Genomic DNA, 24,259 nt, shown 5'->3' with positions numbered 1-24,259 from the left:
GCGCTTCGTCGGGGGCGCCAGACGTCCAATCACCCAGACTCTCACCTGCGCGTGCGCCGAGGATCACCACATTCACCCCGAGGGTGTTCTCAAGAGCGCTCATCTGCATACGAGGGCCTTCGCTACCCTTTGGCCTTCTCACCAACCACGCATCGCCTCTACACACAAGCGCCAACGGCGCGCCGCATACCAGCCTGGGGTGCCAACCCCAGGTAACGGGCGCCAAAACACCGAGCGCTGAAAGCGCGGTCCATCGCACACTCCCTAATCCCAGACGTAGGCCTCATCATAATCGACCTCGTACTTACTGAGGAACACCCGAAGCTCCTCCTGAAAGGTTCGCGACCTGTGATGCTCTTCCTGATTATCGATGTACTCAAGGAGCTCTTGCCGATACTGCGGGCTGATTGAGAAGCACGCATACCCCCGCTGCCACGCAAAGACTGCGAGATCCTTTGACTGCTCCTTCATCCAACTCGATGAACTGGCCTTGATCTGCCGAATCAAGTCGGCCACTGCCATTGTTCGGGGGAGACGAATCGCCAGATGAACATGATCTTCAACTCCGCCGATGCGATAACACTCGGCCCCCTCGTTTCGCGCGATAGTTGCCATGTATGCGTGGAGGGCCTGGCGGTTCGCGTGATCGATGAAAGGGCGACGATCCTTTGTACTGAAGATCACGTGAATCAGGATCAAACTCAATGATTGAGGCATCGCGACGGGTCGGGCCTTCAGCCCTCCAACTCCTATGTTCATGGTACCTGGTGCCAAGCGCGCCAGGCTGGCAATTTCTGCGCAGATGGTGTTTTCACCAACCAAGGTCGAATGGCTTGTGAGAAAGTGTCAATCGCCCAATCGGGTGGCCCAAGAGACGCGGGATGATCTCTCAACGATCGGTCGGGCCTTCAGCCCTCGAACTCTTGCGCTCACGGTACCTGGCGCTAAGCGCGCCAGGCTGGTATGCTCCGCGCCGATGGCGCTCCTTCAGCGATACCGAGGGGCCCCTTGAGAGACGCGGCCCTGAACTTCGGAATTCCTCCGCTCAGCAACCGCTCTTACCCACGCAAGCGCCAAAGGCGCATCGTACTCGCTCCTTGGAATAGCTCCCAAGCGATCATCTACTCATGGGAGCTTCCGGTGACGTTTGGTTCACTCCCCAACCACGCATCGTCTCTGCCCACGCAAAGCGCCGAGGGCGCGCCGTATGCCAGCCTGGGGTGCCAACCCCAGGTAACGGGCGCCAAAACACCGAGCGCTAAAGGCGCGACGCATCGACGGATTGGTTGCGATTCGATCGGTCGGGCCTTCAGCCCTCGACCTCTTGCGCTCACGGTACCTGGCGCTAAACGCGCCAGGCTGGTATGCTCCGCGCCGATGGCGCTCCTTCAGATTCGATCGGTCGGGCCTTCAGCCCTCGACCTCTTGCGCTCACGGTACCTGGCGCTAAACGCGCCAGGCTGGTATGCTCCGCGCCGATGGCGCTCCATTGGAGAAGGGCGAGCGCTTGATGTGCACCGCCCATCCCCTCGGCACAGGTGGGTGTGTCGAGTCTTCGCCAACCTTTCAACCCCTCGCTACCCACCTGTCCTCAGATCTTACGCAAGCGCCGAGGGCGCGCCGCATACCAGCCTGGGGTGCCAACCCCAGGTAACGGGCGCAAGAACACCGAGCGCCAACGGCGCGACACATCGCGCCCAATTCCCGTTGCCGGGGGGATGGGAACGTGGCGAGGGTGGGTCATGAGGAATCGACTCGTCCTCGCGTTCCGGATCGTTGTGTTGCTGGCCCTGGTCGGGCCGGCATCGGCGCAATTGTCGGAGCGCCCCGGCACGTCCACCGAGGGCTGGTCGGATCGCCGGGCGAAGGACTTGAGCGGCCTTTCCATCAAGAGCCGCCGCATTCGCATTCGGTCGAGCTTCGACGCGCGCGAGCCCGGGACGTCGGGTTGGTTCATCCGGCGCGATCCGTGGCTGGCCTTCCAGCGCGGCCGTGACTTGTTCCAGCGCCAGTGGCGGGTACGCGACGGCGCGACCGGCCACGGCGGCGACTTCATCGGCGGGCCACTCGGCGACGAACGCACGAAAATGCTTCCGCTCGCCGACGTGACCAGTTGCGCCGCGTGTCACACGAACGTGCCGCGCGAACCCGGACCCGGCGTGACCATTCCCAAGAACAGCGGACGCGGGCGACAGACCCTGAGCGCGTTTGGCGCGGGCGCCATCGAGATGATCGGCCTGCAGACGCGCATGAAGTTGATGGGCCAGGCCGATACCGATCGCGATGGGTGGATCTCGCTGAAGGAGATGACCGGAGCTGAACTGGTCGTCGAGCCCGCGCCGGGCGAATCGCCGCTCTCCTTCGGCAAGAATGAGGACGCCGATCACGACGGCCATCCGGACCTGAACACTGTGCTCCGCCTCTGGTACGTGGATTCCGACGGGCACATGCTGCCCGACGCGGAGAGCCTCGACGATCCGGAAGTGGCCGGCTATAACTTCACAATGCAGATCTTCGGCTGGGGCCACCGCGAGGGCGCTGTGTCCTCCACGGTGCGCGGCTTTGCCCGAAACGCTATGCACACGCACATCGGGTTGGATGCCCACGACGGCGTTGCCGCAGACGACCCGGATAGGGACGGAGTTGCCAGCATTTCGGTCAATGGAGCGCGGCAGTTCTCTGTCGAGCCGTCGCCGGATGCCGGCGTGACGCGCACGATCCTGGGCATCAGCGCAGACGATCCCGACGGCGACGGCGTGCTGGAGGAGTTCTCGCAGGGCGAGATGGATCTGCTGGAGTTCTACCTACTCCACGCGGCGATCCCCGCTCAGCGGCCTCCGACGGAGCGCACCTCCCGCGGCCGGGTGCTGATGGACAGCTTCGGCTGCACGACCTGTCACGTCCCAGACTGGCGGATCGAGCCGGCCAACCCGACCAGCACAGACGTCTATGGCCGATTCGAGGGCGATCGCCGGCTGTTCGAGCTGCGCGCCGCCTGGAACGAGGCTGCAGGGCGCCTGGAGGCCCAGGTCAAAGACCTGTCACAGATCGAGGATGGGTTGCGAGTTCCTCGGCGGGGCGCGGCGACCTTCACTGGCGTGTACTCCGACTTCCGCCATCACGAGATGGGCGACGGCTTCGCCGAGTTGAACTTCGACGGATCGATCCAGCGCCACTTCCGCACGCCTCCGCTGTGGGGCGTCGGACATGGCGCGCCTTACGGCCACGATGGCGCGAGCCTCGATCTGGATGCCGTCATTCGCCGACACGGCGGCGAAGCAGCCGCCGCGGCGGAAGCCTACGCCAAGGCTTCCGAAGCCGACCGCGAGGCCCTGGTGACGTTCCTGAACAGCCTGGTGTTGTACCAGACCGAGGAGTTGCCCTTCGATGTGGACGGCGATGGGGAAATCGAGGAGGATGGCTTCCAGGTCGCCGGGCGCGACGTCGGCGCCGAGCGCTTCAACCCCGAGTGGCTCTTCAATACGCCGGTCGAGATCGAAGGGCCCGTCCTGAATCCGGACGGCGAGACGGTACGGTCCATGGCGGCGGTGAATCGGACGGCTGCCTACGGCGAGGATCTGCCGGCGGCGACGGACATCGACGAGGACGGGTTTCCCGACGTGATCGACCCGTGCCCGGAGGTGACGGGCTATCTGGATGGCTGCCGGAATGAACCGGTTCTGGCAACCGTCGTGGCGTCCGAGGATTTTAGCGGCGGCCCGTCGGGATGGTCTCGTGTGACGAACCCGGCGTTTCCCGCCGCGGGCTTCAAGGACGAGTTCGGTGCCCTTCAGGTGCAGCTCACCGCCCCGGGGCAATACGGCGGCTTTGTCTCGCCGGCGCGCACGGTGGCTGTTCCGAAAGGGACATTGTTGCGCGTTTCCTGGACGGTGGCGGCCGAGGAAGATGCCGCCGGAAAGTGGCCGAGCTTCCGCCTGATGATACATCGCGATGCATTCGCGCGGACGGACCTGCTACAAATCGACGCACAGCCGGATGCGCTTGAATCTCCGAATCCGTGGGGGCGGCAATACCAGCAGTATCTGCTGGCCGAGGCCGACGTCCAGGAATGGACGTTCGGATTCGATCTTCTGGGGCTCGGGAGCCAGGAAGGCGCAACGATCCGCGTGCAGAATCTGAAAGTGGAGAACCTCGGCTGGTTGGATGATCTGTATCGATCGAACTCGACAATGCACCTGGAGTTCGCCGGACAGACCCACGGGTGGCAGCCGGCCTCGGACGTCGCCTTCAGGCCAGCGGAGGCGGCCGCTGCGGCCGACGGGCTGGTTTTGCAGCAACCCGGCTCCTCGGGTGACGTCTACGGCTCCTGGACCAGCCCACTGCTGGAGCCCAGTGCCGTGCCGGATCGCCCATTGTGGGCCGTGGGCGCCCGAATTGAACGGTTTGCCGACGGCCTTGCGCCCGCGTTGCGGCTGCGCATCACCGAGAAGGACAACCGTGCAACAAATTGCAGTATCTGGCGTTCCGCTCCCCCGGGCCGAATCTCGCCCACGGCCTTCCTGACCCTGTCGGATGAGATGGAGGCCGAGGAGTTAACGATCACATTCGATCTGATGGGCTTCGACGGCCAGGCGGACCCCAATGGCGGCGCCCGCCTGGAGGCCATCTCCCTGGAAACCTATCGCGCCGCGACGTCGCGGTAGCACCCCGCACGATCGCGGCAAAGGGCCTAAAAAGGCTTCGGCCCCCGGTTTCCCGGGGGTCGAAGAAGTCTGGTGGCTTGCCAAGAAGGGTAGTAATGGTAGGTTGTTTCTTAGGTAGGTAGTCTACTTGGAGAGTGGTTTGTCCCTTTCGGGAGCGAGGCTTTTCTCAGGAAGGGAAATCCCGAATCTTACTTCGGGGGACCGCTTCGCTGGCGTTTAGCCCACCATGACTGAGCAAATTTTTGTTTCGACTTCCTGAGTGACTCCTTCTCTGGGAGAGGTCTCGATTTGTTTATTCGATTACTAGGACTATCTGCCTTGTCATCGAGTTTGGTTCTGTTTGTCTTTCCTGCCACTCAAATCCGCCCCGATCTGGGAGAGGATTCTGTGGCGGCTGTCTTTTCCGCTGTCTGATGATCCATGGTTAAGAGAATCTCGTGCCAATTTCTCGACTCGGATTCCGTTTGTCCCCACCTGACACGATGTCCAGCTTTTCGCCGGCCGACGCTCCCCCGCGTCGGTGCCATTTCGAGAAGCGATGGAGCCGGATATCCAGGCCGCCCCAGGGGGGCTTCCTGCGACGCTCCAGCTCGTGCGCCAAACCTCGGTCAAGTGCCGATACCCTAGAAACTGGGATGTCCTACGTCAAGAGCTAAGTGCATGGTTTTCATGATTTTACAGAGATGTTTTGACGAGAGTCTATCCGGCAAGCTCTTCGCGGTACTGGAGCTCGTACAGGCGTCGATAGAGTCCGTCCCGGGCAAGGAGTTCCTGGTGATTTCCCTCCTCGGCCAGGTGCCCGTGGTGGATGACGAGGATCTTGTCGGCCCGCTGAATCGTGGAGAGACGGTGGGCAATAATCAAGGCGGTGCGGCCCGAAGAAATGCGCCCGACAGCTTCCTGAATGAGCTGTTCGGTCTCAGTATCGATGCTTGATGTCGCCTCGTCCAATATAAGAATATCTGGATCAAAGGCCAGCGCGCGGGCAAACGAGAGCAGCTGCTTCTGGCCCACGCTCAGGGTCGCGCCTCGCTCCATCACGCCCGTCTCGTAGCCGCGCGGAAGTCGCTCGATGAAGGGATGCGCACCGACGGCTTTGGCGACCTCGCGGATGCGTTCGTCGTCGATCGACTTCTCGCCCAATCGAATGTTCTGTTCCACCGATCCGTTGAACAAGAAGACGTCCTGAAGAACGATCGCGATGTGGCGTCGGAAGTCGTCCTGCTTCATCTCGCGCAGGTCGACTCCATCGATCAGAATCTGTCCCTTCTGAATGTCATAGAAGCGACAGAGTAACGACATGAGCGTCGTCTTGCCGGAGCCTGTTGGACCGACGATGGCCACGTTCTGGCCGCGCTCGATCTTGAAGCTCACACCGCGCAGCACCCAGTCTTCGTCCTTGTATGCAAACCACACATCGCGGAACTCGATCGAGTGACGGAATCCGGGCCATTCCTTCGGTTGTTCCGGATCCTGAATGGCAGGCTTCGTATCGAGGAGTTTGAAAAGCCTCTCGGCCGCAGCGATCGCGGCCTGCACCAGGTTGTACTTCTCGGAGAGGTCGCGAATCGGCATAAAGAATCGATCCAGCAACGTAAAGAACATGATCAATTCACCGACGGTGATCGCGCCTTTCATGAACTGCCCGCCGCCTTGCCAGATGATCAGTGACATCGCGATGACCGAGATGATTTCAATCATCGGGAAGAAGATCGAGAAGGCGAAAACGGTCTGGTAATGGGCGTCGCGATACAGATCGTTCAACTCGAGGAAGCGTCGATGCTGACGCTCCTCCTGGGTATTGGCCTGCACGGTGCGCATGCCCGTCACGTTCTCCTGAACGTGCGTGTTGAGCCGCGACAGGCGCAGTCGCGTCAGTCGATAGGACACGCGAATACGCCGGCGGAAGAACCACGATAACAACATCACCAGCGGCACAATGATCATCGTCCACAGTGTCAGGTACACGTTGAAATAAAGCAGGACCGCCAGAATACCGACGAGTGTGAACATCTGCTGGAAGATCCCAACGACGCCCTGCGCGAAGAGCTCGTGCAGAACGTTAACGTCCGACGTCATGCGCGTTACCAGCCAGCCGACAGCCTTCTTATCGAAGAAGCCGAGCGATTGATGTTCGAGGTGACGGAACAGATCCATGCGAAGATCGCGGATGCTTTCCTGGCCGATCTTCTGGATTTCGTAGAAGGTGTAGCTTTCAATAATGTACGTCAGGATCAGGATAAGCATGAATGCACCGGCAATGAGCCACACGCCGCTCATCTGTCCGGGCAGAATGTAATCGTCGACGACGTACTTCAACATGACAGACGGCGCGAGCATCAGTCCCGAGAGAATGATCGAGAGCACAACCGCCAGAATCACGCGTCCGAGTCGTGGGCGAATGTATTTTACGAGACGACGGATCTGCGTCCAGTCTTCGACGCGTTCGTAGGCTTCCGATTCGTGCACGCGCCGGAGACGTTTCTTTTCGTCGGTGGAGAGGATCTGCTCAGCCAATGGCCTCGACCTCCTCCTCCAGGAGTTGGCGGCGGTGCAATTCGGCGTAGAGACCGGGCTTCGCGATAAGTTGCTCGTGCGTTCCGCGCTGCGTCACACGTCCGTCTTCCAGAACGATGATCTCATCGGCCATCGAGACCGTTGAGATACGATGCGAGATCAGGAACGTTGAACGGCCTTTCATAATCTCGCGCAGCTCGCTCAGGATTTCTTCTTCCGTGTGCGTATCGACGGCGGAAAGCGAATCGTCCAGAATCATAATCGACGCATCGCGAACCAGCGCGCGCGCCATGCTGAGGCGCTGCTTTTGCCCGCCGGACAGGTTGATGCCGCGCTCGCCGAGCAACGTCGCGTAGCGATCCGGGAACTCGACGATGTCCTTGTGAACATCGGCCTTGGTGGCGGCCGCCTCGACGTCTTCATCGCTGAGCTCGCCGAGGGCGCCGAAACGGATATTCTCCGCGATGCTATCGCTGAAGAGGAAAGTCTCCTGGAAGACAATCCCAACTCGGCGTCGCAACTCGTCCAATGGCCAATCGTTGATATCGATACCGCCGAGCAGCAACTTGCCGCGCTCTACGGCGTAGAGTCGAAGCAGCAGATGCACGAGCGTGGACTTGCCGCTTCCGACCCGGCCGACGATGCCGATCGTCTTCCCAGCGGGGACATTCAAAGTGATGTCCTGCAACGCCGGTTGAGTGGTGCCCTCGTATTGGAAGGTCAGCTCGCGGAATTCAACATCAAGATCCTTGGGCAGGCTGGCAGGCTCGACGGCGGTCGGTTCGCTGCGAACCTTGGGATCGGCCTGCAGGATGCCGTTGATGCGATCGAGCGCCGAGGCGCCGCGCTGATAGATGTTCAACACCCAGCCAGCGGCAATCAGTGGCCATATAAGCATCCAGTAGAGCAGCAGCAGCGACAGCAGCGTGCCGTATTCCATGTTGCCTGCGATGATGTCGCGGGCGCCCATGACGAGAATCAGCAGCATCCCCGTGCCGCCCAGCAGGCGGATCGTCGGGAAGAAGAACGACTGCAGCTTTGCCACTTCCAGGCTGCGATCGATGTACTCCTGATTCTCTTCGTCGAAGCGATCGTAGTTGGAGTCTTCCTGACCGTAGGCCTTGATGACCCGGATGCCCGCGATGGCCTCCTGGACAAACGTGGTGACATCCGCGAGCTGATCCTGCTGGCGTCGGAAGCGAATGTGCAGGTGCTTGCCGAGCTTGCGCACGATCAGCGGCATGCCAAGCAGTGGTATCAGGCCCCACAGCGTCACCGTCGAATCCTGTAGCAACATGGACACAAGAACGATCGGAACGGAAAAAAGTGTGTTCGCTGTATACATGATGGCCGGACCGATCATCATGCGCACCGAATCGATATCGTTCGTCATGCGACTCATAATGTCGCCGGTGCTGTGGTTGTCGTAGAAAGTCGGATCGAGTCGCTGCAGATGTGCGTAGATGTCGTTGCGGAAATCGAACTCGACGTCGCGCGATGTATCGATCATCACGCGCCGCATCAGGTAGCGGAAGGCGCCCGCAAGTCCAGCAACGGCAACCAGGAAGATGCCGATCGTTCGCAGTTCATCCATCAGACTGTCGCGATTGGTGATCTGATTAATCGCGTTGCCGGCAATCACAGGAATGCGGGCAGACAGGTAGTTTGTGACGAGGACGAAGCTGACGCCAAAGAGGAAGCGCCACTTGTACTTGAACAGGTACGGCTTGATCGTTTGGAAAGCGGTCATGGGGGCGGGATTCGATTCCGGACGTTTGGAGGGCGGCGTCGAAGCCGCAAGGCGCACTTTGCAGCAAATACCGCTCCACTGACGTAGGACCGAATCACCGGCTTGCGGAATCCGCAAGCGAACGGCCCCCAGAACCATCGCCACTCGAAAGGCAGGAAGACGAAGAGCAACTGCGCCAAGCTGTAGTTCTTGACGAGCCAGATCATCCGTGATCGATAACTTGTCCGCACAAATCGAGGACTGTTCAACTCCAGTCCCGGCGACTCCCAGTGATACCCGACCGACGAGGCCACGTACCGCACGCGGCGGCCAGAGCGCTGCATCCGGACAGCCAGGTCCGACTCCTCATAATAGGCGGGGTGGAACTCCTCGTCAAAGCCTCCGAGGGCTTCCATCTCCTCCCGGCGGATGCCGATCAGGGCGCCCGTCACATAGTCGACGTCGGCGTCCTCGTCCCATTGGCCGTCGTCGATCTGGAATGCGCCATGGTGCTCGCTCATCGCATTGGGATGCCGAATGCCGCCGGCGTGCTGGATCTTTCGCGAGTGCGGGTAGTAGAGCTTCGCCCCAGTAATCCCAATTGTTGGATCGTCGATCAGCGGCCGGATCAGGCTCCGCAATGCATCGCGCGTGACGCAGCAATCCGGATTGAGGAACACCAGGTATGGGTGGGACGCCTCGCGCCAGCCCACGTTGTTGCCACCGGAATACCCCAGGTTGCCGCCGGTCTGGATCGTCTTGTCGACCAGCGGATGCGCACGGGCGATCGCTTCCGAATCGTCCCGCGAGTTATTGTCGACGACGATCACCTCCAGTTCCACGCCGCGCGAACGCCCCAGCTCCTCCAGGCACACCGGGAGGAATTCGGCGCTGTTGTACGAAAGAATGACGACGGAAACTGCTGGGGGCGACACGGTCGGCTCCGGCGAAAGGTGATTGTTAATCGCCCGGGAGGCGGCGGCGTGGCAAACGATTATGGAGAGGGGAGGAGGCTACTTCCCCAGCGCCCCCGCCGGAACGCGAACGGGGCGCTTCCTCGGCATTCGTAGCGTAAACGTGGACCCAACGCCAACCTCGGATTCGACGACAATGTCTCCACCCAGCAGTGTGGCCAGGCGTTTCGAGATCGCCAGGCCAAGACCAGTCCCGCCATAGGAACGCGTCGCCGAGCCATCGACCTGGGTGAATTCGTTGAAGATCTCCGCGCACTGCTCTGGCGGGATGCCAATGCCGGTGTCGTGTACGGAAATCTCGATCCACTCCTCCTGATTCGGAACATCGACCGGCTCGACGGCTTCTTCGTCGTCCTCTTCGTCGCCCAACGTCCCCGTGGGCTCCGGCAGAGCGGGGCGTGTGGCTTGCATGGTCAATGTCACCTGGCCGTTGTGGGTGAACTTCGCGGCATTGCCGAGCAGGTTCACGAGAATCTGCTGGAGGCGCAACGGATCGGCCTCGATCGTGCCGATGTCCGAAGGAATATCGAAGGAGAGCAGGTTGTCGTTCCGCTCCATCAGCGGCTCGACGTGCTCGCGGATTTCTTCCGCAAAGGAGATCAGCGGGATTGTCTCGTAGTTCGTTTCCATGCGGCCCGCTTCCATCTTGCTGATGTCCAGCAGGTCGTTGATCAGCGCCAGCAGTTTCTCGCCGCACTCCTGAATGTGGTTCAGGTTACCGATCTGTCGCTCGTCGAGCACCTCTGCGCTCTTCCGCGCGATGATGCGCGAGAAGCCGATGATCGCATTCAGCGGCGTCCGCAACTCGTGGGAAATCGTCGCGATGAACTGGCTCTTCAAGCGGCTGGCCTCGAGAAGTCTTTCCTTCTCACCGCGAAGGTCCTCGGTGTGTGCCTGCATTTGTTTCTCGAGCCGATGACGCTCCGTGATGTCCTCAATGAACAGGAAGGCGCCCTCGACGCGGCCCTGGTCGTTGACGTCGGGAATACCCTTGAAGGAGAGCACCTTCGATTCGCCGCCGCCCTTTGCGGGGAAGATCACTTCCGGCAAGTGCAGTTGCTGACCATCGAGGAGGTCCTGGAAACGGCGATGGATGCCGGCATTGATCAGCGCGGGATGGGTGAAGATCGATTGCCGCTGCGTGCCGATATACCAATCGAGCGTCCGCGCCGTGTTGCGCCTATAGTATGCGTTTGCGTCGACAATGTAGCCCTGCGCGTCGAGCACAACAACGCCGGTCGGCGCCTGGTCGAAGATCGTCTGATAGCGGCGCTGCGATTCGGCAAGCTCGCGGCTGAGCTGATGCTGGCTGGTGCGATTGCGCAGCAGGAGAATGCAGGCCTTCGTCCCGTCGAGCTGTTCGCTGAGGCCCGCCAATCGATAGCCGAGCCGCATGGGCTCTTCGCCCTCCGACGTGGGCTGCAGAACTTCGTCGCTCCACGGTCGACCGCGATCGGCGGCGCGCTGCACTTCCTGCCACATTTGCTCGGCGCGCGGTGCCGGCAGCAATTCGTGGATCGGGCGGCCTTGCAAGTCCTTGTTCTTCGATTCCGTGAGCCGGGCCGCGGAGGGATTCGCGTAGACGATCTGTCCGCCCCACCCGACAACCAGAACGCCGTCCTCGAAATTCTCAATCACTTCGGAAAGGAACTGAATGCGACGCTGCGAACGCACCTGCTCGCGCTGGGTGCGGCGTTCCTCCGAGACGTCGCGCGCCGTCATCAGCCACCAGAAGCGCCCGGTCTCATCGCGCTCCGCCGTGGCCTGCACGTAGACCTCCACTTGCTCGCCGTCTTTCCTGTAGTACGTCATGTACTCGCGGAATGGATCGCCGGTACCGGCGCGTTGGCGCAGTTCATCGAGCAGGAACGACTCCTCGCCAACGATCGCCTGTAGCGATTGATCGAGCAGTTCCTTCGATTCGTACCCGAGCGCCCGACATTCGGTTTCATTGACGTCGACGATCTTCAGATCGCCATCGACAGTGTGATAGAGAACCGGCGCGCGATCGTAGAGATTCTCGTACTTGCGTCGGATGTCGTGGATGCGATTCGCGCCGTGAAGCATCACGACGACAACAGCCCCGAGACCGATCGAAACGAGCAACCCGGCAAGCAAGACAAAGCGATTGATGGGATTCTCTGTCTCGTCGATGAACTGCGGGGTGGCAATAACGCGGATGCTGAAGCCCTGGCTGTCCGGCCCAAGCGCCAGCGGTTTTGTGATCGATGGAGGAGAGGTGCCTGACTCTGTGTCGCCAATCTCCATCAGCAGATAGCCCTGGTGATAAAGTTCCAGAACGAGACCGTCGGGACTGATCGTGCTGAACGTATCGTGCAGGTACTCCTCCAGTTGGAAGGAGCTGATGATGAACATCCCATTGCCAACTTCAGAGACGAGGATCGCCTCTACGGGACTCTTCAAACTCTGTAGAGGAATCGTCCAGGCGTGGCGACCGGGAGAGATCTGAAGCTCGTTGATAACCTTCCGGACCTCCGCCTCCTTGATCTGAGACGAGTCGAGAAAGCGCAGAGTGGTATCCGGGAAGACCTGCAGTGAGTGAGCGGGCTGTCGGGTGTCGTAGACTGAGATCGCGGCGAATGCATCCGGTCCTTCGAGCAATTCACGCGATCGTTGGACGAGCGAGATGAAGGTCGGGCTTCGCTCGTCGCGCCAGCTCTTGCCGATCTCCTCGACAAGCTCCTGGCGATGGAGGAAGACCTGGGCCAGAAACTCCGCCTGGATCGTCGTCGTCATGTCGATCTGGGTCTGGACCAGGCGATGGTGTTCCTTGTCCAGCAGCCGATAGACCGCCACGGTCCCCGCCGCAACCAGCAGCACAATGGCGGCAACGGGCAGGATCTGCTGGGGACGAATCCATGGAACGACGCGTCGGTGCTTCATCGCTCAGGCGTTGCCAGAACCCTCCGGAGATTCGGCAATAATGTAAATGCAAGCGGGGCGACGCCACTAGGGAAAAAGCGCCACGGGATCAGGTCGGGGTGGGCGCGGTCCTTCTGAGAGCCCAGATCATCGCCGGCCAGACAAAGACATAGAATCCACCTGCGAACACGGCCGTCCCCCAGAAAGGCAGCTTGCCACCCATCGCCATCCCGATGGGGATCATGGCGAATCCGAGCACGCAGATCCATGCCCACAGCGCCACATACCCCCACAAGCGGCGCTGGGCGCGGTCGGCAGCACGCGTGCGGCGAAAGAAGAGCGCGGCAATTGCAGTGGCGATGGCTCCGGTCACACCCAGGGCAACGCCCACGACGAGGCTGGCAACGGCAGTGTCACTCAATGTGTCGATCCTTGGTTATTCGGGGAGAACACGGAAGAAGGCTCCACGTGCGCCGTCGTTGCTGATGTCCGGATCGCCCAGAACGTCCTGGCCCATATAAACGACCTCGGTGGTGCGCGTGCCGCGGCGCTTGGAGAAGCTGAACTGCACGGCAGTCCCGGCCGAGGGCTTTAGACCGCGGGCCACGATCCGCGCAATCGGCGCATCGATGCCAAGCAGGTCGTCTGGCGTCGACGTCCCGACACGGTACTCGATCAAACCGCGAACCTGGTAGAAGGTGTTTGCCATGTGGTAGTCGAACGGGAAATCCCCGTGGAACGGCCCATCAAGGATGTTCGGTCCGAGCGTGATCCAGTTGTCCTGGTCCGCATCAAGGATTTCGATAGTCGTCGGATCGTACTGGATGAGGAACGAGATGCCGTCGATCTGGGAGTAGGTGCTGTTGTCGAGCACGATATCCATCGTGAAGATCTGGCCGACCTGAGGCGTCTCGATCGGCGGCTGGATGGCGATCTGGACGCCACCGACGCGCTCGTCACTGCCAAGGTAGAGCTGCGGCTCTTCCTGCATCAGCGCCGCCTCGTCCGGGTCCGCCGGAATCACACGAACGCCCACCGAGACCGTACCGTCGCCTTCCTCGTGCGGTTCGCCCAGGACGGATTCATTCTGGTACGTGAGATCGGTGACGCCGATCTCGCGATTCTTGCCGAATTCAATCGCGGTGTAGACGACCGGAGTCTTCGCCTCCCACCGCAGGTACATAATGGGCTCGTCCGATGGCGGGATTGGCTCTTTGAAATTCGCCTCGTAGTAGATCTGCCCCAGGCTGCGATTCACCGTGGCCTTCGGCGCGCCATCCAGGAATTCCTTCAGGGGTGTATCGTTGATGGACTTCGGGCTGATGAATGCCGGGTTGTAATCGACAATCAGGCGCATCGAATCGACGGGCTTGCCACGCGGATTGTCCAGCCGGATATCCGTCCCGAAGGTACCGCCCTCCACGGCATCGACATCCTCGAAGCCTTCCGCATTTGCGGCCGTCAGGCGGAGAATGAGATTATCCGGATTGCTGACCATCTGAACGCCGCCGAGAGAGCTTGCGCTGGACGCGCCAGAACGGCCGGTTGAGCTTCCCGTTCTTCCGCCTGCCTCGGGACGCGCTCCGCTGCCGGTGCGGGGCTGCCTGCTGGGGCGCCTGTTGTTCGTGTTCGATGCCCCGGAGCTCTGCTGCCGGTTGTTCGTCTGCTGGGGCTGCTTCTGAACGGGCTCTCTTTGCGCACCGCCGGTCGGCTGCTTCTGCGCGAGCGCGGGCCCGGCGGTCAGCGCGCAGGCGGCCACCAGCATGAGAATCCAGATTCGAGCGTGTTTCATCGTCATCGTCTTCCTCCGGTCAGCAGTGGGCCCAGAAAAGGGACCCGCCGAGAGCCCGCCGGGATTGGCGCTACTGGTTGGCAAGCATCTCGGCCAGCGCCGCCTGGGAAGGCTCCAGTGCGTCCGCGACCGCTTCCCAGTCGATATCGCGGATGTGCCGGCCCTCAAGGGATTTCAGCCCCTCGGGGGGCGCGATTCCGTCCCGGACGGGGATCTGGGCGCTTCGGGACTGGGCCAGCTTCGCCTCCACCTCCGGCGACAGCAGGTAGTCGATCAGCGCCCGGGCAGCTTCCGGGTGCGGGGCATTCTTGATCAGGACGACCGTGTTCGGAATCAAAATGATGCCTTCCTCGTTGGCCCCGTCGTCTGGATAAATGATCTCCACAGGCTTCCCGTCCAGCAGCGCGCCGTAGGCGTCATCCGTATCGGTCAGACACCAGGGCAATTCGCCATCGGCGGCCGCATCGCGAGCCTGGGCGTTGCCGGCCACCATAACGGCATTCTCCATGGCGGTACTCCAAAAGGCACGGAAGACCTCCTCGCCCTGCTCGGCCCAGATGACGGCGGCGTGTGTGGCCGTCGTGCCAAACAGCGGCTTGGCAAAGGCTGCCTTGCCTTGCCACTGCTTGCGGATCAGGTCGGAGACATTCTGCGGGCGATCGGCTTCAGTGGGCAGCAGTTCCGTATTCGCGCAAATCACCCGAGCGCGTGTCGCAAATCCCGTCCAGTGTCCCTCTGGGTCCTTCAGTTCGGGCGGGATCTTCTCGGCGCTCGGAGAACGATAGGCCTCGGTCACACCTTCGCGTTTCAGTTGAATCGAACGCACAATCTCGTTGTTCCAGAACACGTCGCACGTCGGACGGGCCTTCTCGGCGATCAGCCGATTCACAAGGCCCGTCGTCTTGACGGCTTCCGTGTCGTACACGGGTTTGACGACGATTCCGGTTTCTTCGGTGAATTGCTTCAGGATCGGCTCGGAGAACTCGCGATCGAGCGCCGTGTAGACCACGACCTCCTGTGCAGCGGCTTCCTTCTCTCCCCCACCGCAGGCGACGAGAAACGCCACCGAAAGAAACAGACCTGCGATGATTGAACGATACATGGTGAATTCCCTTTTCCCAGTTCTTTAGTCCGGCGAGATCGTTGTCCAAGTGCCCGTTCCGATGCAACCAAGAGTCGAACCCCTGACAAAAGAGGACGGGCGGCTTCGCAATGGAAGCCGCCCGCCACGGGAATTGGGTTGATCGATTCGGTTTACGGAGCCGGGACGGAGAAGATCTCCAGGCTTTCCAGGTAAATCGAACCGCCGATCTCGAGGTTGTCACTCGCCGGATTGGCCAGAATGTCGAAGGACGACAGCAGATTCTGGCCCACACCCATGTTCGCCGGGAAGAAGACCAGGTGCTGACGCGGAGCGCCAGGCGCCGGGACATTCATTGCCGATCCGGTCGAGGCAACGTTGGTGTACTGCGAAACACGGAACAGCGATTCGTTCAGGCGCAGGCGATATTCCGGCACCTGATCGGCAATCGCGATGTCCGTCCCCACAGTGAAGAGGGCGTAGTAGAGACGACCCGCCTGGATCGTCGGGTTATTGTTCGGATCCAACGACGATCCCCAGAAGCCGAACTGGAACTCGGACGTGTCGGCGACACTAAGTCCAAGGCGGCCATTCGCCGAGTCGTAAGCGAAGCCCGGCGCGGGGAAGCTCTCCGGAATCGAGAAGAAGTCCCAGCCATCCTGATTGCCTTCGAAGTCATAGGCGAATTCGGAGGTCGCACCATCCAGAATGGTTTCCGGAACCTGCTCGATCACAACGTTGTCCAGCATCAGTTGGGCCGATGCCGAATCCAACGGATAGAAGTTCAGCACGTCCCACTCAAGAGTGAAGATCGGGCTGACCGTCGGCGGACGGAAGAAGAGCGTGTACTCGACCCCGGCCGGTGTCGGCGAGTAAGCCGCGTCGGCGTTGGACTCGATCGTCAGGACTTCCGCCTGTTGGCTGTTCTGCGCGGTCGTGCGGACACGAACCTGCGGAACGAGCGTCAGATCCGTCTCATCCGTCATGATACGATAGGTCGTCGCAAAGATCGGCAACGTCCCGTCGGCGCTGACACGTAATGGAATCGTGTCGGTGCGGACAGGTACGGCGTCGGTTCCGACGATCTCGAAGGCTGGGGATTCCCAGATGCCTACCAGGTTCGTGTTGGTAGTCATCGTCATATCCAACGTACCAGGCGTACCCGGCGTGTTGTCGAAGACCGGCGATGTGAACGGCGGCCATGAATAGGGATCCCATCCCTGACGGTGATTCGCGAAGGTGAAGACAACCGGCGTGCCCGTCGGTGTCGGGGTCGGCGTTAGCGTCGGCGTGAACGTCGGCGTGAACGTCGGCGTTATCGTCGGTGTCGGTGTTGGAGTCGGTGTCGACGTCGGAATATCCGTCGGGCTTGGTGTCGGCGTCGGAGTAGACGTCGGCGTGTCCGTCGGGGTCGGCGTCGGTGTTGGAGATGGAGTCGGCGTGGGCAGGCCCTGGCCGAGATCCGTCGTACCGGCGTTATCGAACGTGTGCGGGATGTTGGTCTGCAGATCGCTGGCCAAAAGTGGCAGCGAACTGTCCGGATCATCCTGGAAGAGGATCGTGAACGGCGCAATCGGCGCGGCGTTCACCTGGAAAGTTGCCGTGAAGACATCCGGCGCGATCACATGCGCCGTCGCACTGCCGTCCGTCACAACATCGCGGAAGACGGTGGTCCCGAGGATCGTCTCCTCATTGCCGGCCAACGCGCCGCCCAGTTCTCCGCCACCGATGCCAAGGTACGTGACCGACGCGGTGTCGTAGATCATGCGGAACGCAGAGGATTCCGGGATGAGTCCGGTTTCGTTGGAAGCCACCTCGACGAGAACCGTGAAGTTACCGCCGATGACGTTCGGATCGCCGCTCTGGACGGACGAGCGAATAAGCACTTCGCCGGTCGCCTGGGCGATCAGGTTCATTGTCGCACTGTTATCGAACTGGTGCGGAATGTTTGTGGTGAAGTCCTGCGCCAGAAGCGGTCCCGTCGAATCCGGGTCGTCGCTCATCTGGATCGAGAACGGCGACAGCGGGAACGTCTCTGTACGGAAACGCAGCACAAAGACGGACAGTGTCTGGTTCGTGTTGCTGGCGTTGCTTTGCGTGCTGATATCGCGCACGACGTCGCCACCGTCGACTTCTTCGTTGGCAACGGTCAGTGCTCCGAGATCGCCCGCCAGCGCGCCAACAAACTGGACGCTTTCCGGATCGTAACGAACGCGGAATGCAGCCGCCAGCGGCGTCATGGTTGTCGGATTGTCGGAGACTTCGACCAGCACGTCGAACTCGGTGTCCGGTTGTGATGGATCGCCGGAGAGAATCGAGGTGCGAACGACAGCCTGGCCGGCCTGACCGGAAGTCAGAATGCCGGTGGTCGCATCGTTGTCGAAGACGTGGTCGATGTTCACGCCAAGCCCATCGTCAAGCAACGGCGCAGTCGAAGCCGGATCGTCGCTCACCAGAATCGAGTAGGGAGAAACGGCCGGGTTCAACACTCGGAACTTCAGCGTCATGACGTCCGGGAGCAGCATCGTGTTGCCGCCGGAACCATCGGTCAGAACATCGCGCTGCACAAAGCCGCCGCCGATGACTTCCTCGCCGCCCACGATGACGCCGCCAAGGTCGCCACCGGATGCGCTGACGAACTCGACGGAATCGAGGTTGTAGCGAAGCCGGAATGCAGCGGCGATCGGGATCTGGCCCGCGGGATTCGAGGCGACGTGAACCAGCACGTCGAACTCGGTGCCTTCCAGTGTCGGATCGCCGGAAGCAATCGTTGTCTGGATGACGGCATTGCCGAGCAACGGCGGTCCTGGGAAGTCGGTGGTCAGCGCGTTGTCGTAGGTCACCGGAATGCTCGTCGACAGATCGGTCGAGAGCAATGGCGCAGTGGAATCCGGATCCGATCCGACATGGATCGAATAAGGAGCGTACGGTGCGTTCTTCACGCGGAAGCGCAACGTCATCACGTTCGGCAACAACGAGGCGTTGCCACCGTTGCCTTGCGTGAGGATGTCGCGGAAGTTGTCCGAACCGTCGACTTCTTCGGGGCCAATTTCCAGCCCACCGAGGTCGCCGGCCGCGGCACCCACGAACTCGACGCTATCCACATCGTATTCGATCCGGAAGGCTGCCGAGACGGGGATTTCACCGGAGCCGTTCGAGACAACGCGAACGCCTACGTCGAACGTTCCGCCGGCAACATTCGGATCGCCGGAAAGAACGCTGGTTTGCACAACCGCACCGCCGGTCGGAGGACCGGGCAAATCGATCGTCGCAGAATTATCGTAGAGGGTTGGAATGTCCTCGATGCCGGCGCCGACAAGTGCAGACGTCGAACCGGTGGCATCGCGCATCTCGATCGAGAACGGAGAGTACGCGTTGTTGAGGACTTCGAATGTCAGGGTGAACACGTCCGGGGTCTGCGAGAGGTTCCCCGCATTCACATCGGTCGCGATGGGGTGACGGACCTTCGTCCCACCAATGTTGGTTGTGACGCCGACGATCGGATTGCCAAGATCGCCCGCCGTGGCACTAAGCAGGCTCACCGAAGACGTGTCGTACACCGCCTCGAGAGCCGCCTCGATCGGCGTGATGCCGGTCGTGTTTGAATCGACGTACACACGCACGTCGAATGTTCCGCCCGGCGTCGTCGTATCGCCCGAAACGATCTGTGTTTTGATCATCGCCGTTCCGGTGGTCGGATTGACTCCGAGGTTCGTTGTCGCATTGGAATTGTATGCGCGTGGAATACCATTCCCGGTGCCCGCTTCGGTCAGCGCAGGTGCGCCGTCCGGATTGCCGGAAACCGAGATGGTGTACGGCGCCTGCAAAGGCGTCGCCGTCTCGAAACGCATCAGGATGATATTCGGCGTCTCGTCGGTGTTGGCATCGTTACCATCCGTTTCGACGTAAACCTTGCCATCGACGGGAACCTTGCGAGTCGATGTGGTCGTGACCTTCCCAAGATCGCCGCTGTCGCTGTTCAAGTACGTGAGCTTCGTCGGATCGTAACTCACGATCAGGTTCGCCGATCCGGGGGCCATGCCAGTCGAATTGCTGGCAACGTCGATGGGAATGGAAAGCGTTTCGCCGGCCGCCAGTGGATCGCCACTCTGCAGGCCTGTCGCAATCATCGCCAACCCCACGTCGTTCGCAGTCAGACTGCCGGTGAAGGAGGAATCGTAATTCCGGCTGATCGGCGTTGTCTGGTCGACCGCAACCAACGGATCGGCCGCAGTTGGATTGTCACCAGCGCTGATGCTGAACGGTTGGAAGGGATTCGACTTCACCAGGAAGCGCGCCATCAGAATCTGCGGCGTCGCATCCGCATTGCCGGGATTGCCGCCTGTCACGAGGTCGACGGCCATTTCGCCACCGCCGAGGCTGACGGGAGGAGCAGCCGCAACTGCACCAAGGTCGCCATCGCGAACGCCCAGGAACTCCACCGAGTCGCTTGAATAAACAAGACGTATGGCAGAACGCCCGGGAATCTGCGCCGAAGCATTGGACTCGATGTCGACTGAGACTTCAAACTCCGCCCCGATGCGAAGCGGCGGAGCCGTCGCCAACGAAGTCCGAATCAGCGCAGCGCCCGCGCCGGTAATGCTCAGCGCGGTCGTCTGTGCGTTGTCGAAGTTCGTCGGGATGTCGTCGCTGCCTGTGCTGACCAGCGGATTCCCGCCTGCCGCGTTGGCAGAAGCGGAAATCGAGAATGGCACAAACGGCGAGCCCAGAACCTGGAAGTGCAACGTCATCAACTCCGGTGTCGCATCCAGGTTTCCTGGATTGCTTGCGGAGAAGTTGCGATAAGCCTGACTGGGACTCGGCATCATGAGCGTATCGCTCGTGACTGCGCCGAGGTCAGCGCCACTGACGGAAAGCAACTGGATCGACTGCGGGTTCCAGGTCACGCGAATATCCGCGGAGCCGGGCGCCAGCAGCGTCGTGTTGTCGTTGACGAGCAACTTCACATCGAACTGTCCGCCGGCCACGAGGCCGCCCGGAGCGCTGAGTTCCGTTGCAACGGTTGCCGAGCCGGAAATCTCGATCGGAAGGCTGGACGTCAACGAATTGTCAAAAGTATGCGGGATGGGCGCGTTACTGATATCCGCGAAGTTCAGCGGAGTCGATGAATCGTCCATCACCGTGATAATAGCTGGTGGATTGGGAGCTTGAAGCGCGCGGAATTTCACACGCATCAGCGTCGGAGTTGGATCCGTATTGGCGAATCCAATGCCGCGCACGTTGCGATACAGATCGGGCGCAGTGCCCGACTCGGGTCCGAGAATCAGGCCGCCCATAGTCCCCTGGGTGGCGGAAACCCACTCCAGGGCGTCGCTGTTGTAGTTGACTCGCAAGGCAAACACCGTTGGCGGATTGCCCGTGTTCGACTCGACAAAGACCTCGACTTCGAATTCCTTCCCGGTTTCGAGGACCACGTTGTCGACCACCCGTGTCTTGATCACGGCGTCCGCAAACACTGCCAACGGCATCATTACCAGGCAGAGCATCAAAACCGAACGGGTGAGATATCTCCTCGAGAACATAGTTTCTCCTGATCTTGTTAGGTCGCTGAAATTCGGCCAGGGGACGGAGAACTTGTCTCCCCCATCCCCTGGCCGTGGTAAACTAGAGCATGTTCAGGTCGTGCGCATGCATGGTTAGTAGTCCAATTGCCGCCATTCGGCGACCGAACTGTATGGGAACAACCCCTGTGTCGCTGTGTCTGTCGTTGCATCCACAGTGATGGGTGATGCCGTTACGTCGATCAGAGGACTGGCAGCTCCGGGATCCATCTCGAAGGTGATGTCGACGGCCGAAGCCGGCGTCGCGGTCATCTCGAACACGAGATCCATCACATCCGGAGTCAGGCTTGTATTGCTGAAGTTACCGAGGGTTGGAATGTCGCGCGTTACAACACTGCCGCTCACAACTTCTTCCGCGCCGATCGCGCCTGCATCCACCGTACCCAGCCAACCATCGTTCGCATCGCCGGAGGCGGAAATGAACGTGACGTCGGCTGTGTCGTACTGGAAGCGAAGCGCTGCGTGCGCGGGTGTTGTGGCGGTGTCATTTGCCGTTACGGCAACATGAATGGTAAACTGCTGGCCCGGCGCCAGACTGGCGGGCGGAGTGACCAGCGATGTGCTCAACGTTGCGCCGGCAAAGGCCGTTGAAACCGTCGCCACGACAAAGAGCGCCAGGCACGCCATGATCTTGCTTGATATGCGATTCATCACTTTCTCCTTTTTGTTCTCGCTGTTGTTTCCTGGTTCGTCTGGCGATCAGTTTCCAAAGGGCAGTTCTTGGATGTTGCCCAGGTCGTAGTTGATCGTGATCACGCCGTCGACGTTGTCGTTCACGCCGTCGCGGTTGACGTCAAACAGTGCAGGGTTGTCGAGCGCACTCAGCGTATCGAGGCCAAGGAACACACGCAGCATCTTGATGCCGTCGGTGAAGTCCACGCCGGCAACTGCGTTGTCCACGTCGCCCAGCAACGGAACCTGGGCGGGATCTTCCGGGTTGGTGCCGAAGAGCACTTCGTACCAATCGGCAAAGCCGTCGCCGTCGTAGTCGCTGTCGGTGCCGATCACACCGCCGGGAGCGTAGTTGGTCGGATCGAAGCCGTCCGGCAGGCCGTCGCCATCGCTGTCGACCGGGCCTTCATCGACTGCCGGGTCGGAGCCGATCTGGATCTCGACGCCGTCCTCGATGCCGTCGCCGTCGAAGTCGCGGCTGGCAACGCCGTCGGTGCCGAGCAAGGCTTCAAGCGCGTCCGGAACGTCGTCATTGTCCGCATCCGGATCGCGCGAAATGACGACGAGGCCGAGTAAGTTGTTGTCTGTGTAGTGCTGAACCTTGGCCTCAACAGCGGCCAGGCCGGCGCCGTCCATCTGGAAGGGGAACTGCAGTCCACTGCCGACGTCGTACTGGTTCTCCGAAGCGAAGAAGTTCTTCGCGAACGGAATGGCCGTGCTAACCGAGAGGTTCGACTCAGCAGCCTGATTGCCATAGAGGTCGAGCGCGTTGTCGGTCGTTGTGTTTAGGTCGCTCAGTTCGATGAAGGTGCCGAGATCGGCGCCGAACTTGTTCGGATCGGCCGAGTTTCCACAGACGATGTCCTGAATCTCGATCTTCACGCCACTGCCAGCGTTCTCCTGGGCGTGATCGCGGAAGGAGATCGCCGTCACACCGGATGTGCCGGTGGCATTGAACGTGTTGCCATAAATGCGCGGGCGATTGGTCTCGTTGCCCGCATTCTGGAAGGGCTGGCCGCTCGAGTAGATCTTGTTGTTCACTTCAAGCAGCAGACAGTCATCTTCCAGGGCATTGAACGTGTTGTTGCCAACAAAGGCACGACGCACGTTCGTGATGGCAAGGCCGGTGCCTGAAGCGCCTTCCGTTGCGGCGACCGTGTCATCTCTGCGGACATTGAACGTATTGCCCGTAATCTGGACTTCCGTCGAGTTGTAGCAGTTCTTGATCTGCATCAGACGACGGGGGATGAAACCTTGCGGCGAACGCTGTGAAACGCTGTCCAGCGTCTCGAGCGTATTGTTCGTGAAGGTCACGTCGCCGCCGGTCTGCACGTCGCCCAATTCCACGACGGCGCCGCGGTTACGTTCATCGCCGTAGCCGTAGAAGTGGTTGTTGTCGATGTTGACCGGAGCGTACGCGAAGCGGTTGATGAACGAGAAGTTCTCGCAGTACGTCGTGTTGCCACTGATCGTTCCGGTGCTGCGCTCCATAATGATTCCGAAAATCGAGAATGGATTCGTCGCGCTGCCAACCGTGTTATTCTGAATCACAGCATTCACCGGTGTTCCGCCGGAGGCCTGGTAGATGCTGATGCCGACGGATGACCCGTAGCCGGCGTTGCCGAACGGTGCGATTCCGCTGACGGATGAACTGGCGGATGGTCCCGTCGTCGTGATTGTGTTACCTGTAATCGTGCAAGTTCCCAACTGAGCCGCTGTGCCGACAAAGGCAATGCCGCCGCCCGCTTCCGGTTCGTCGACAACAACATTCAGGTTCTGAATGGTGACGTCTGCCACGGCGCTGACGCGAATAACGGCACCAGTGCCCGCAGTTCCCGTGTCTGCCCCGTCTCCCGGGTTCTGAACGATAGCGCCGTTGATGCCCTCCAGCGTAATACCGGCGAGCGCGATGTTCACCGTTTCAGTGACCCCGTTATAGGTGCTTCCATCTACAGTAATGGTGTCGTTAGCACTGGCCGATGCCAGCGCCGTGGTGATGTCGGCGTAGCTGCCGGATCCGTTGATCTGGACCTGGGCTGTCACTGCGGACGAAAGCAACATTGCGCCCGCGGCCAGCAAGGCCGGTGTGAGTTTCGATGAAAGATTGCTCCGCATCACTGGGAGACTCCTTTCAGTTCTGTGGATTGTGGCACGTTCCCTAAGTAAATCGCCTCTGTGCCAGGACAACTTGGAACGTTGCAAGCTACCTAATGTCATAGGCAGGGCGTCAATTCCAATCGGGAAGCACTCTAATTGAGTAGACTCGACAGTTCATGATCTTGCGCTGATATGCATGTACTTAGCTCATCCATATCCGGCAATTCCTCTGCATACGGCCGGGACTGCGGCGAAAACCAAACTATGG

General features: G+C 60.6%; 12 protein-coding genes. 1 reads left to right on the top strand and 11 read right to left on the bottom strand.

Features of this window, described 5'->3' with window-relative positions; genetic code table 11:
* Positions 1-264: 264 nt before the first annotated feature.
* Positions 265-717 (bottom strand): IS200/IS605 family transposase, encoded by a 453-nt coding sequence (tnpA, locus tag KQI84_09495; GenBank protein ID MCB2155108.1) that lies wholly within the window; start codon positions 715-717, stop codon positions 265-267.
* Between the two features lie 1,025 nt (positions 718-1,742).
* Between tnpA and KQI84_09490 the strand changes: the two genes are divergently transcribed.
* The gene (locus KQI84_09490; GenBank protein ID MCB2155107.1) at positions 1,743-4,664 is read left to right on the top strand and encodes a hypothetical protein; all 2,922 of its coding nucleotides are present in this window, start codon (positions 1,743-1,745) and stop codon (positions 4,662-4,664) included.
* A 699-nt stretch (positions 4,665-5,363) separates the two neighbouring features.
* On the opposite strand, the gene KQI84_09485 is transcribed toward KQI84_09490, so the two are convergent.
* The 10 genes from KQI84_09485 to KQI84_09440 form a co-directional block, all read right to left on the bottom strand.
* Positions 5,364-7,004: an ABC transporter ATP-binding protein/permease gene (locus tag KQI84_09485; protein MCB2155106.1), complete on the bottom strand. Its 1,641-nt coding sequence runs from the start codon at positions 7,002-7,004 to the stop codon at positions 5,364-5,366.
* A gap of 169 nt (positions 7,005-7,173) precedes the next feature.
* Positions 7,174-8,931 carry an ABC transporter ATP-binding protein/permease gene (locus tag KQI84_09480; protein ID MCB2155105.1) on the bottom strand — a complete coding sequence of 586 codons (1,758 nt, stop codon included), beginning with the start codon at positions 8,929-8,931 and terminating at the stop codon, positions 7,174-7,176.
* Complete coding sequence (locus KQI84_09475; GenBank protein MCB2155104.1) at positions 8,928-9,845, bottom strand: glycosyltransferase family 2 protein; 918 nt, start codon at positions 9,843-9,845, stop codon at positions 8,928-8,930. The genes KQI84_09480 and KQI84_09475 overlap by 4 nt, the downstream gene beginning before the upstream one ends.
* Positions 9,846-9,923: 78 nt before the next feature.
* Positions 9,924-12,788 carry a PAS domain S-box protein gene (locus KQI84_09470; GenBank protein MCB2155103.1) on the bottom strand — a complete coding sequence of 955 codons (2,865 nt, stop codon included), beginning with the start codon at positions 12,786-12,788 and terminating at the stop codon, positions 9,924-9,926.
* An 88-nt stretch (positions 12,789-12,876) separates the two neighbouring features.
* On the bottom strand, positions 12,877-13,188 hold the full coding sequence (locus KQI84_09465) for a hypothetical protein (GenBank protein MCB2155102.1): 312 nt from the start codon (positions 13,186-13,188) through the stop codon (positions 12,877-12,879).
* Positions 13,189-13,203: 15 nt separating this feature from the next.
* Entirely contained in the window at positions 13,204-14,565 is a 1,362-nt protein-coding gene (locus KQI84_09460; protein ID MCB2155101.1) for a hypothetical protein, read from the bottom strand.
* 64 nt (positions 14,566-14,629) lie between these two features.
* The gene (locus KQI84_09455; GenBank protein MCB2155100.1) at positions 14,630-15,661 is read right to left on the bottom strand and encodes an extracellular solute-binding protein; all 1,032 of its coding nucleotides are present in this window, start codon (positions 15,659-15,661) and stop codon (positions 14,630-14,632) included.
* A gap of 152 nt (positions 15,662-15,813) precedes the next feature.
* Positions 15,814-21,183 (bottom strand): hypothetical protein, encoded by a 5,370-nt coding sequence (locus KQI84_09450; GenBank protein ID MCB2155099.1) that lies wholly within the window; start codon positions 21,181-21,183, stop codon positions 15,814-15,816.
* Between the two features lie 114 nt (positions 21,184-21,297).
* Entirely contained in the window at positions 21,298-21,873 is a 576-nt protein-coding gene (locus tag KQI84_09445; GenBank protein ID MCB2155098.1) for a hypothetical protein, read from the bottom strand.
* A gap of 48 nt (positions 21,874-21,921) precedes the next feature.
* Positions 21,922-24,009 carry a hypothetical protein gene (locus tag KQI84_09440; protein MCB2155097.1) on the bottom strand — a complete coding sequence of 696 codons (2,088 nt, stop codon included), beginning with the start codon at positions 24,007-24,009 and terminating at the stop codon, positions 21,922-21,924.
* Between the last annotated feature and the right edge of the window lie 250 nt (positions 24,010-24,259).

Source organism: bacterium, from assembly GCA_020444065.1.
Taxonomy (GTDB): domain Bacteria; phylum Sumerlaeota; class Sumerlaeia; order SLMS01; family JAHLLQ01; genus JAHLLQ01.
Note: the sequence above shows the minus strand (reverse complement) of the source record. Positions and strands in the feature narration are given on the sequence as shown.